10 protein-coding genes, 1 tRNA gene and 1 other RNA gene are annotated in these 12231 nt (G+C 42.0%); 10 read left to right on the plus strand and 2 right to left on the minus strand.

Translation table 11 applies throughout. From position 1 onward, the window contains the following. Window positions 1–203: 203 nt before the first annotated feature. On the minus strand, window positions 204–1172 hold the full coding sequence (locus P5Y91_RS02930; protein WP_045759270.1) for an NAD(P)/FAD-dependent oxidoreductase: 969 nt from the start codon (window positions 1170–1172) through the stop codon (window positions 204–206). 179 nt (window positions 1173–1351) lie between these two features. Here P5Y91_RS02930 and rpsU point away from each other — a divergent pair, with 179 nt between their 5' ends. After that, the gene (gene rpsU, locus P5Y91_RS02935; protein ID WP_000048054.1) at window positions 1352–1528 is read left to right on the plus strand and encodes a 30S ribosomal protein S21; all 177 of its coding nucleotides are present in this window, start codon (window positions 1352–1354) and stop codon (window positions 1526–1528) included. Window positions 1529–1629: 101 nt separating this feature from the next. Here rpsU and mscL read toward each other — a convergent pair whose 3' ends face one another. Next, window positions 1630–2010: a large conductance mechanosensitive channel protein MscL gene (gene mscL / locus P5Y91_RS02940; protein ID WP_155125114.1), complete on the minus strand. Its 381-nt coding sequence runs from the start codon at window positions 2008–2010 to the stop codon at window positions 1630–1632. 216 nt (window positions 2011–2226) lie between these two features. On the opposite strand from mscL, the gene dnaG reads away from it, so the two are divergent. The 9 genes from dnaG (at window position 2227) to pfkA (ending at window position 12182) form a co-directional block, all read left to right on the plus strand. After that, a complete protein-coding gene (gene dnaG, locus P5Y91_RS02945) occupies window positions 2227–4005 on the plus strand; it encodes a DNA primase (RefSeq protein ID WP_155125113.1) in 1779 nt (592 codons plus the stop codon). A gap of 2 nt (window positions 4006–4007) precedes the next feature. Beyond that, on the plus strand, window positions 4008–5117 hold the full coding sequence (gene rpoD / locus P5Y91_RS02950) for an RNA polymerase sigma factor RpoD (RefSeq protein WP_003003251.1): 1110 nt from the start codon (window positions 4008–4010) through the stop codon (window positions 5115–5117). Window positions 5118–5337: 220 nt separating this feature from the next. Then, window positions 5338–5667, plus strand: a complete 330-nt coding sequence (locus P5Y91_RS02955; protein WP_049486316.1) for a metal-sulfur cluster assembly factor — start codon at window positions 5338–5340, stop codon at window positions 5665–5667. Between the two features lie 171 nt (window positions 5668–5838). Further along, on the plus strand, window positions 5839–6546 hold the full coding sequence (locus tag P5Y91_RS02960) for an ABC transporter ATP-binding protein (RefSeq protein ID WP_045759273.1): 708 nt from the start codon (window positions 5839–5841) through the stop codon (window positions 6544–6546). Window positions 6547–6555: 9 nt separating this feature from the next. Continuing rightward, window positions 6556–7350 (plus strand): hypothetical protein, encoded by a 795-nt coding sequence (locus P5Y91_RS02965; RefSeq protein ID WP_155125111.1) that lies wholly within the window; start codon window positions 6556–6558, stop codon window positions 7348–7350. 102 nt (window positions 7351–7452) lie between these two features. Then, window positions 7453–7801, plus strand: a transfer-messenger RNA (tmRNA) gene (gene ssrA, locus P5Y91_RS02970). Window positions 7802–7811: 10 nt separating this feature from the next. Next, a tRNA-Ser gene (locus P5Y91_RS02975) sits at window positions 7812–7899 on the plus strand. Window positions 7900–7982: 83 nt separating this feature from the next. Beyond that, the gene (locus P5Y91_RS02980) at window positions 7983–11084 is read left to right on the plus strand and encodes a DNA polymerase III subunit alpha (RefSeq protein ID WP_277838953.1); all 3102 of its coding nucleotides are present in this window, start codon (window positions 7983–7985) and stop codon (window positions 11082–11084) included. Between the two features lie 84 nt (window positions 11085–11168). Further along, the gene (pfkA, locus tag P5Y91_RS02985; protein WP_118397106.1) at window positions 11169–12182 is read left to right on the plus strand and encodes a 6-phosphofructokinase; all 1014 of its coding nucleotides are present in this window, start codon (window positions 11169–11171) and stop codon (window positions 12180–12182) included. Window positions 12183–12231 lie beyond the last annotated feature (49 nt).

The following is a 12231-nucleotide window of genomic DNA, read 5'->3' on the forward strand; positions in this document are numbered from 1 at the left end:
GAATGAATCAAGAAAATACAAAAACTTTCCGCTGTGAGAAAAGTGCCTGAAACAATATGTTTCAGGCACTCGGAATTATTGAGCCCTTGGGCTCAATAATTAGTCATGGAACTTCTACGAAGTTCGCTGACGTCCGTACTCACTTAAGGAAAGTTTTTTAAAAAGACTTTATCCTCATTATGAAAGTCCAAAGGCCTTTTTTATTATAAACTGGTTGAATGCGTTGGTTGGACTTTCTTATCTGGATAGATGTAGTTGATGGCATTGTTTACGGCTGTTGGAGCTTCCCCCAGACCTGTAGCGATGAGATCAATCTTTCCTTCGTAGAAGCAGCAGTCTCCACAGGCATAAATTCCAGGAAGGCTGGTTTCTTGTTTTTGGTTCACCTTGATTTTATGGCGTTGCAATTCTACACCCCATTCTTTCAAGTTTCCGATTGAAGATTTAAAGCCATAGTTGACAAATAAGTGATCAATCGGGATAAGTTCGGTTTCATCGGATTTGACTTTTGTGATTTCAAGGTGTGTGGCATGACCATTTTCTCCAATCAAGTGGCTAGGAACAAATGGTGTTTTGATGCTGACAGAAGATTGTTTGAGTTCTTCTACGCTATGTTCCAAGGCACGGAAGTTGTCCCGACGGTGAACGATTGTAGTTGGAGCAATCTTGTCAAAAGCAAGAGCCCAGTCCACAGCAGAGTCCCCACCACCAAGGACGGTCACTTGCTGTCCTTCATATTGCTGGATATTTGAAACATGGTAGTGGACATTATCGAAGTCTTCAGCCCCCTCGATATCAAGAGCACGTGGTTTAAAGGCACCGCCACCCATGGCAATGATGACGGCTTTAGACTGATGCACTTGGCGAGAAGTAGTGATAGTGAAGAGGTTACCCTCTTTTTGAATATCCTCTACAGTTTCATTGAGGAAGATCGGTGTATCGAATCGTTTGACTTGCTCGATCAAGCGGTCGCTTAATTCTTCACCTGTTAAATTGGTAAATCCGGGTACATCGAGGATATTTTTTTCTGGATAGAGAATGGCTGGTTGCCCTCCAAGTTGAGGCAAGGAATCAATCAGTTTGACTTTAACTTGGCGCATATTGCCATAAAAAGCAGCAAACAGACCAACTGGTCCGCCCCCAACAATCGTAATATCATAAATTTCTGACATGGTATCTCCTTCAGGGTTTTCTATGTTTCCATTGTATCATAAAATAGGAAGAATGAAAAAGTCTGAAAAAAGAAACGGCATGAAGGCTAGGAAGGCTAGAAAAGTTTCAAAAGATCTTGACAGCATCTTTAAAGTGTGATAAAATAATTAAGATTTTAGGCTTGAAGGGAGTGAAAAATATGTCAAAAACAGTAGTACGTAAGAATGAATCTCTTGACGATGCTCTTCGTCGTTTCAAACGTGCGGTTACTAAAGCTGGTACTCTTCAAGAAACACGCAAACGTGAATTCTATGAAAAACCTTCTGTAAAACGTAAACGTAAATCAGAAGCAGCTCGTAAACGTAAAAAATTCTAATTGAATACAGAAACAGACTTCGGTCTGTTTTTTGTTTTTTCTCATCCATCAAAGACAAAAAAACCGACCTTCTAACTAGAAGATCGGATCTTTTTATCTGATTATTTGTTTGCAAGCAAGTCGCGGATTTCAGTAAGCAACTCTTCTTGAGTAGGAGCAGCAGCTTCTTCTTCAACAGCTTCTTCTTTTTTACCAAGGTTTTGTGCTTTTTCAGCAGCTTTAACGATAAAGAAGAGAACAGTTCCAATGACGATGAAGTTGATTACAGCGCTCAAGAAGCTACCGTATGCAACACCGTTCCATGTCAATTCAGCAATCTTTTCAACACCAGCAGCTTTCAAAGCTGGGTTCAAAATAAGCGGTGTGATGATGTCGTTTACAAATGAAGTAACGATAGCTCCAAATGCAGCCCCGATAATCACAGCAACAGCAAGGTCAACAACGTTTCCACGAAGGAGGAAAGCTTTCAATTCTTTTAACATATCCTAAATATGTCCTTTCATAATAATTTTTTACTATGATAGTATAACGGAAAAATATTCGACTGACAAGGAATATGCCTCATTTTTTTTAAAATTAGTGATAAAGGTTGAAAATCTTTTCTTTTATGTGTGAAATCGGTAGGAAAAAATTTACTTTTACTAACTTTTAGTATAAAATATAAAGTGATAATCTATGGTAAAATGGAGGCACTGTTTATGGTTGATAAAGAGCTGATTGCAGAAATTAAAAACAGTGTAAACATTGTTGAAGTTATTGGAGAAGTTGTTTCTTTGACCAAGGCTGGCCGTAATTTTTTAGGGCTCTGTCCTTTTCATGGTGAAAAGACTCCTTCTTTTAATGTCGTTGAAGACAAGCAGTTTTACCATTGTTTCGGATGTGGTCGCTCGGGAGATGTCTTTAAGTTTATTGAGGAATACCGTGGAGTTGCCTTTATGGATGCGGTTCAGATCGTAGCAGAAAAAGCGGGTATTGCGCTTCAGTACCAAGCAAGGCCGGCTCAACCAACGTCTATCAATCCCAACCAAGAACTTTATGAGATTCATCAGGAAGCCAGTAAGTTCTACCAGGCGATTCTGATGACGACAAAGATGGGAGAAGAAGCGCGAAATTATCTGCATGAACGTGGTCTGACGGATGAGGTCATCCGACATTTTCAATTGGGCTTAGCCCCAGCAGAAGGGAATTATCTCTATCGAAATCTCTCTGAGAAGTTCTCTGAGAAAGTGATTACCGATTCGGGGTTATTCACAATCTCAGATGCTGGAACAGTTTTTGATGCCTTTCAGGATCGGATTATGTTTCCTTTGACGGATGATAGTGGACGTGTCATTGCTTTTTCTGGTAGGCTGTGGAAACTAACGGATGATGGCAGTCATCAAGCCAAGTACAAGAATAGTCGAAGTACCCGTCTATTTAATAAGAGTTATGAACTTTATCATTTGGATCAAGCTAAGACGAGCGCCAAAAAGCAACATGAAATGTATATCATGGAAGGCTTTATGGATGTCATTGCGGCTTATCGAGCTGGGATTGAAAATGCAGTCGCTTCTATGGGGACAGCCTTGACACCAGAGCACGTCCAGCACCTGTCTCATTTTACCAAAAAGGTCATTCTGACCTATGATGGGGATAAGGCGGGACTTGAAGCAACCGCTAAGGCCTTGGATGTCTTGCAGGATCTGGAGTTGGAGATTGTCCGTATCCCTGATCAGATGGATCCCGATGAGTACCTCAAAAAGACCTCCCCAGAAGATCTAGCTTCCCTCTTGAAGAATTCGCGGATCAGTAAGGTTGAATTCTTGATGCACTACTGGAAACCCCAGTATATTGAGAACTTGCAGGCACAGATTGAGTTTGTCGAGAAGCTGGCACCGATGATCGCCCAGACACGCTCCATCACAGCGCAAAACACCTATATTTATAAGTTGGCAGATTTATTGCCAGACTTTGATTATTTGCAGATTGAGCAGATTGTCAATAATAGTCGCTTGCATCAACGGCAGGAGGCTCAAAGTGGTGGACGATCTAAAACATCGCATTTTTCAGTAGAGCTCTTGCCGAATCGTGGGATGACGCGCTTGATCAAGGCAGAAAATCATTTGTTAAGTAGGATGAAGGATTTTCCAATGGTGCTCAATGATTACCGTTTGCGACCTGATTTTGCCTTTGACACGCCGGAGTTACAGATCTTGTATCAATTGCTCTGTCAAAATGGAGAAGTCACCTCTCAGGATTTATCTGAGCAGCCTGAAGGGGTCCAGCACGCCTGGTACCGCATGTTAGAAGAAGATTTACCAGATGAGATAGCAGATGGTGAGTTAGAAGAAGTAGAAGCGACACGGAATCGTGAGCTTCTTCGCAAAGAAAGTCAACAAATTGGAAATAAAGTGAAGGAAGCTTCCTCAATAGGGGATGCGGAAAAAGCTTTATTGGAACTCGAGCGTTTAATCGCTCAAAAAAGAAGAATGGAGTAAGAATGGCTAAAGAACAAAAAGATATTACAACATTGGACGTTCAAATTGCAGAATTTATTCGTAGCCACAAGAAAAGCGGAACTGCAACAGATGATGAAATTAATGACCAATTGGTTATTCCATTCACGCTAGATGCAGATGGGATTGAAGATCTTTTGCAACGTATTCAAGATGCAGGGATTTCGATCACTGATAAAGACGGCAACCCAAGTGCGCGTGTGTTGAACAATGAGGAAGAGCCAGAGTTGTCAGATGAGGAATTGCTTGGAAGCAACTCTGCTAAGGTCAATGACCCGGTACGGATGTACTTGAAAGAAATTGGGGTTGTTCCTCTTTTGACCAATGAAGAAGAACAAGAATTGGCTATCTTGGTGGAACAAGGTGATTTGGAAGCTAAGCAACGTCTAGCAGAAGCCAACCTTCGTTTGGTTGTATCCATTGCGAAACGTTATGTTGGTCGTGGAATGCAATTTTTGGATTTGATCCAAGAAGGAAACATGGGCTTGATGAAGGCCGTTGATAAGTTTGACTATACCAAAGGGTTCAAGTTCTCTACTTATGCTACTTGGTGGATCCGTCAGGCCATCACTCGTGCCATTGCAGACCAAGCGCGTACCATTCGGATTCCTGTTCACATGGTGGAAACCATTAACAAGTTGGTTCGTGAACAACGCAATCTCTTGCAAGAATTGGGACAAGACCCAACACCAGAACAAATCGCTGAACGCATGGATATGACACCAGACAAGGTGCGTGAAATCTTGAAGATTGCTCAAGAGCCAGTTTCTCTTGAAACTCCAATCGGGGAAGAAGACGATAGCCATTTGGGCGATTTTATCGAAGATGAAGTGATTGAAAATCCAGTAGACTACACCACTCGTGTGGTACTACGCGAACAATTGGATGAAGTCCTCGATACTTTAACAGACCGTGAAGAAAATGTTTTGCGTCTTCGTTTTGGTCTTGATGATGGAAAAATGCGGACATTGGAAGATGTGGGGAAAGTCTTCAACGTGACCCGTGAACGGATCCGTCAGATCGAAGCCAAAGCCCTCCGCAAACTCCGCCACCCAAGCAGAAGCAAACCATTGCGTGACTTTATAGAGGATTAAAAAGGTCCGGGGGACCTTTTTAACGGTCGCCTAGAAATGTAAAAGCGACCCAGGTCCAGGGGACATTTTTAACCCGAGCCGAAAAATTCGGAAGCGAGGAAGGTCTGGCGGATCTTTTTAACGGTCGCCTAGAAATGAAGAAGCGACCCAGATCCTGCGGACCTTTTTAACCCGAGCCAAGAAATTCTATCGAGAGTAAATAGCAGAAAAAGGAAGTCATATGGCATATACAACTGAGCAAATTGAAGAAATTAAAAATAAAATTTTAAATGCTTTGGAAGAGGTAATCGATCCTGAGCTTGGGATTGATATTGTCAATTTAGGTCTTGTCTACGAGATCCATTTTGACGGTGAAACTGGAGCAACCGTCATTGATATGACCCTAACGACCATGGGGTGTCCATTAGCGGACCTTCTGACAGATCAGATTCATGATGTTTTAGCAGAAGTAGAAGAAGTGACATCTGTGGATGTGAAGTTGGTCTGGTATCCAGCTTGGACGGTTGAAAAGATGAGCCGCTATGCGCGGATAGCACTTGGAATTAGTTAACCATTCTATGCATCAAAACAAATCAGAGGTTGGGGCTTCCCTAACCTCTGATTTGTTTATCCCTGTTTTTTTGAACAAGCATTTACAAATTCTTAGCAAATTTTCAGATAAAGTTGCAATCATCAAGGGGACAAGGTATAATAGCATAAATAGAAAATAAAGGAGATTTACATGAATCAGTATCCTTTGGTCTACTTGGACCATGTGACAAAGAATTATGGGCATGAAGTTGCTCTCATGGATGTTAGTTTGAACATCCAACCTGGCCGTATTATTGGCCTTTTGGGTCCCAATGGTAGCGGGAAAACAACCATCATTAAATTGATCAATGGTTTGTTGCAACCAAGCCTTGGAAATATCTATATTCATGGGCAATTACCATCCCCAGCTTCTAAAAAAGTGGTTTCCTATTTGCCAGATACGACTTATCTGAATGAAAATATGAAAATTGTCGATGCTATTCGCTATTTCCAAGATTTTTATGCAGATTTTAATGTCCAACGTGCCTACCAATTGCTTAATGATTTGCATTTGCATCCAAATCAAAAATTGAACAGCCTTTCAAAAGGGAACAAGGAAAAAGTGCAATTGATTTTGGTGATGAGTCGTGAAGCTGACTTGTATGTTCTTGATGAACCAATCGGTGGGGTTGACCCAGCGGCGCGTGATTATATTTTGCGGACCATTATTCAAAACAGACGTCCAAACTCTTCTGTCTTGATTTCTACTCACTTGATTGCTGATATTGAGCAAGTTTTGGATGAGGCCATTTTCATCAACCAAGGAAGAATCCTCTTGCATGAAAATACGACTGTTATGCGCAATCAACACGGAAAATCAATCGATGAGATCTTCCGTGATCAATTCCGTGTTTATTAGGAGGAACCCATGTTTGGTAAATTATTAAAATATGAATTTAAATCGACAGCTAAGTGGTATTTATTGATCACCCTGATCGCACTAGGTTTGTCAGTACTAACAGGTATTATTGCTGGAAGTTCTTCAACAACTATTAGAAGTTGGGATCTAGATACCATGCAAATGGTAGCAGGAACTATTGGGATTCTTATTTTTGGAGGAGTCATTGGTCTTTATCTTAGTAACTACTATATTATTATCCGTCGTTTCTATTCCAACTTATACGGACGTGAAGGTTACTTGACATGGACCCTTCCAGCTAGTCCTCATGCGATCATTTTGTCTAAATTTGTGGGAGCTTTAGTAGCGAGTCTTTACTGCCTATTCCTTCTATTTTTTAGTGGTCTTCTTACAATTATTGTGATGGGCGCTGTCGTTGGACAAGACCTCTCTCCTGTATTTAGTATTATCGCTGAGGCTTTTAGTTATTCTATAGCTTATTGGATGATCATCTGGTGGATTTTCACCACAGCTTCAGGAATCTTCCTATTTTATGTATCGATCGCACTTGGCCAACTCTTCCAAAATCGTCGTGGATTGAAAGCGATTCTGTTCTTCTTTCTTTTGTGCCTTGTCTTAAGTATCATTGGTACAGCGGTCAATCCATTTAAGGATTCATATGCTGTCGGGTATGCATTGGTTTATGGAAAGTTTGATGAATTTGGAGCAAACTTCATTCCAGGTCTTATCTATGAAGTCATTAAGATTGTTTCTATGTACTTCACCATCCACTATATCAGCAAGTACAAGTTGAATCTTCAATAAGAACAGCAAATTGAGCAAGGAGCTTCCCAGTGGAAGCCTTCTTGTTCAATTTTTTCTTTTGCTTTTTTAGCTACATTTTGATATACTAATTGTATTCGTTTTGGGGTCGTTACGGATTCGACAGGCATTATGAGGCATATTTTGCAACTCATCTAGCGGATGTAAAACGCCAGTTAAATATAACTGCAAAAAATAATAATTCTTACGCTTTAGCTGCCTAAACACCAGCAGGCGTGACCCGATTCGAATCGCTCGTGTTTGATGACAGGTCTTAATTTTAGCGAGATACGATCTAGCTTGGTCTAGGAGTTAGATAAGAGATTGATAGACTCGCAGGTACAGGGCTTGAGTTATGTGTCATGTAGCTGTTAAAAGAAGACATAACCTATGGTTGTAGACAAATATGCTGGCAGGTGTTTGGACGTGGGTTCGACTCCCACCGGCTCCATATTTTTATTCATGGAAGATTACTCAAGAGGCTTAAGAGGCCGTGTTGGAAACGCGGTAGGCGTGTAAAAGCGTGCGTGGGTTCGAATCCCATGTCTTCCGTTGTTGAGACATCATTGTGTAGCAGTGGTGTTTTTTTGTACAATAAAGAGTCCCAAAAATAGACAAGTGAGGGAGGAGAAAAAGTGATTGCACAGCTAGATACCAAATCAGTCTATACCTTTATGGAAAGCCTTGTGACTATAAAAGACTATGTCCAAGTGGCTAAAAGCATGGGGTATGGCGCATTGGGAATCATGGATATAGATAATTTATATGGTGCTTATGAATTTATCGAAGCCTGTCAGGCCCACAAGCTCAGCCCCTTGGTCGGTTTAGAAATTGGACTAGAGGTAGACAATGAAACAATTCCGTTTCGGATGATCGCTCTGTCAACGAAGGGCTACCAGAATCTGATGAAGATGTCGACCGTCAAAATGATGGGGAAGAGCAATTGGGAGGATGTGAAGCACCTAACAGAAGGCGTAGCAGTTATTGTCCCAGCTCCTTTTGCTAGTGTAGACTTGCCGCTTGGTCTAGATTACTTCATCGGAGTTTTTGCGGATACGCCGGTCCAAGAGTTTAGCCACCCTGTGCTCCCTCTTCATACTGTGCGTTTCTTTGAGGTGGAAGATGTGGAAGCCATGCAGATGCTGGCAGCCATCAAGGACAATCAAAGCTTGACAGAAACAGGACCGATTGACCCTACAACAGTCCTAAAAACTCCTCAGGATTTAAAGAGTGATTTTGCAGAGCGATTTCCTCAAGCCATCACAAATCTGGAAAAACTAGTCCAAGGGATTCAATACGATATTGATACTCAGTTGAAATTGCCTCGCTTCAATCCTCAGAAACCAGCAGTTGAGGAACTGAGAGAACTAGCCCAAGCGGGTCTTCTTCGAAAGAACTTGACCAGTCCGGTCTATCAAGAACGTCTGGAGCATGAATTAGACATTATTCACCAAATGGGCTTTGATGATTATTTCTTGATTGTCTGGGACCTTCTTCGTTTTGGACGGAGTCAAGGTTATTATATGGGGATGGGACGTGGGTCAGCTGTAGGCTCACTGGTAGCCTATTCCCTAGGGATTACAGGGATTGATCCTGTGGAGAAGAACCTCCTCTTTGAGCGCTTTTTAAATGTGGAGCGCTACACCATGCCGGATATTGATATTGATATTCCTGATATCTATCGTCCAGAATTTATTCGCTATGTGAGAGACCGTTACGGGAGTTACCATGCAGCTCAGATCGTGACCTTTTCAACATTTGGGGCCAAACAAGCCATTCGAGATGTCTTCAAACGTTTTGGGGTACCAGAGTACGAATTGACCTCCATTACCAAGCGGATTGGGTTTAGGGATACACTGACGACAGCTTATGAACAGAATATAGCTTTTCGACAAGTGATTCATAGCCGAGCAGAATTTGAGCGTGGCTTTGAAATTGCTAAAAGAATTGAAGGCCAACCTAGACAGACCTCGATCCACGCAGCTGGGGTTGTGATGAGTGACCAGGATTTGACGGAGCACATTCCTCTCAAGTATGGAGAAGACATGTTTGTCACCCAGTATGATGCCCATGCGGTTGAAGCCAATGGTCTGTTGAAGATGGACTTTTTGGGTCTGCGAAATTTAACCTTCGTTCAGAAAATGAAGGAAGCGGTCTATGAAAAGTACCAAGAAGAGATCGTGATTGAAGCCATTGATTTAGAAGATCCAGGAACCTTGGCCTTGTTTGCTGCTGGGGATACCAAGGGGATTTTCCAATTTGAACAGGCTGGAGCCATTCGCCTCTTGAGACGAGTGAGACCCAATCATTTCGAAGAAGTGGTAGCGACCACCTCTCTCAATCGTCCAGGGGCTAGTGATTACATTGATAATTTCGTCAAAAGAAAGCACGGCCAGGAAAAAGTTGAGATTTTAGATCCAGCTATTGAAGAAATCTTAAGGCCCACTTATGGGATCATGCTCTACCAAGAGCAGGTCATGCAGGTTGCCCAGCGTTTTGCAGGCTTTAGTCTAGGGAAAGCCGATATTTTACGTCGGGCTATGGGCAAAAAAAATGCAGCTGAAATGCATCAGATGGAAGACGATTTTGTCTCAGGTGCTCTTAAACTTGGGCATACGGAAGAAAAAGCCAAAGAGGTCTTTGCGATCATGGAAAAATTCGCAGGCTATGGGTTTAACCGCTCCCATGCCTATGCCTATTCTGCCTTGGCCTTTCAGATGGCCTATTTCAAGGTCCATTATCCAGATGTTTTCTTTGATGTCATGCTCAATTATTCGAGCAGCGATTATCTGACAGATGCTCTCCAGTTTGATTTTAAAGTCGCGCCATTATCCATCAACACCATCCCTTACAGAGATAAGTTCCAGGATCGAAAAATCTACTTGGGAATGAAAAATATCAAGGGACTCCCAAGAGATTTAGCGTATTGGATCATTGATAATCGCCCCTTTGAAAGTGTCGAAGATTTTATTTTACGACTCCCCAATCAGTATCATAAATTGCCTTTGTTAACACCTTTAGTGGAGCTTGGACTGTTTGACATCTTTGAAAAAAATAGACGCAAGGTGCTTCACAATTTGCCGAATTTGTTTGTCTTTGCTGATGAGCTAGGCAGTTTGTTTGCGGATTCTAACTATTCCTGGACAGAAGCGGAGGACTTTAGCCAGGCTGAAAAATATGAGAAGGAAGAGGCCATTATTGGCGTCGGGCTCAGTACTCACCCATTGGTTGCGATTGGGCAAACGAGTCCCTACGAGATACAACCAATTTCTCAATTAGTTCAAGGAGAGCAGGCACGCATTCTCATTGAGGTACAAAACATTCGAACGATTCGAACCAAGTCGGACGATCTCATGGCTTTCTTACAAGTCAGTGATACAAAGAAAAAATTGGATGTGACACTTTTCCCTGAAACCTACAATCGATTTTCCTCCTTGATAAAAGAAGGTGGCTTTTATTACTTGACAGGGAAGATACAAGAGCGTGATGGGCGCTTGCAGATGATTCTAGCAGAGGCACAACTAGCGACCAATGAAAAGTTCTGGATCCAGTTGCTCGATCATCGTCAGGATAAAACGATTCTTTCTATCTTGAAAAAATATCCGGGCCCATATCCTGTGATATTACGCTATGAAGACGAGAAAAAAACTCTTCAATTGAAGGGCTATACAGTCCAGAAAAACAAAGAATTGGAAGATGAATTAAAGAATCTCGTTATGAAAACGATTTATCGGTAAAAACTGCGAAAAATACGAGAATTTTAGTCTTCTTTGTGTTATAATTACGTAGAATGTAAAAGAAAAAAAGGAGCAAACAACGAAATGAAACGTATTGCTGTTTTAACTAGTGGTGGAGATGCCCCTGGCATGAACGCTGCCATCCGTGCAGTTGTTCGTCAAGCAATTTCAGAAGGAATGGAAGTTTTCGGTATCTATGATGGATATGCGGGAATGGTTGCTGGTAAAATTCAGCCCCTTGACGCCTCATCTGTTGGAGATATTATTTCCCGTGGTGGTACCTTCCTTCATTCAGCTCGTTACCCTGAATTCGCACAACGCGAAGGTCAATTAAAAGGGATCGAGCAATTGAAGAAACACGGGATCGAAGGTGTTGTCGTTATTGGTGGAGATGGTTCTTACCATGGTGCGATGCGCTTGACTGAGCTTGGATTCCCAGCTGTTGGTCTTCCTGGTACGATCGACAACGATATCGTCGGAACTGACTTTACAATTGGTTTTGATACGGCAGTCACAACTGCAATGGACGCGATCGATAAGATCCGTGATACTTCATCTAGTCACCACCGTACTTTCGTAATTGAAGTTATGGGACGTAATGCTGGAGATATCGCTCTTTGGGCAGGGATTGCATCTGGTGCAGATGAAATCATCATCCCTGAAGAAGGATTCAAGATCGAAGAAGTTGTTGAGAGCATCAAAGAAGGTTACGCAAAAGGTCGTACCCACAACATCATCATCTTGGCTGAAGGCGTGATGTCTGCAGATGAATTTGGTAAAGCGTTGAAAGAAGCTGGTGATGAAAGTGACCTTCGTGTGACTGAGCTTGGCCACATCCAACGTGGTGGTTCACCTACAGCGCGTGACCGTGTTCTTGCATCACGTATGGGAGCACACGCAGTTAAATTATTGAAACAAGGAATCGGTGGTGTAGCCGTTGGTATCCGCAATGAAAAAATGGTGGAAAATCCAATCCTTGGTAACGCAGAAGAAGGAGCCCTCTTTAGCTTGACAGAAGATGGTAAGATTGTGGTAAACAATCCACATAAAGCTGATCTTGGTCTTGCCGAGTTGAACCGTAGCTTGTCTTCAATTTAATTTTATTTCATAAATTCGTTAACCTTGTCTTAAAAAGACAGATATATTT

Origin of the sequence: Streptococcus taoyuanensis, assembly GCF_029589235.1 — a bacterium.
In the GTDB taxonomy this organism is placed as follows: domain Bacteria; phylum Bacillota; class Bacilli; order Lactobacillales; family Streptococcaceae; genus Streptococcus; species Streptococcus taoyuanensis.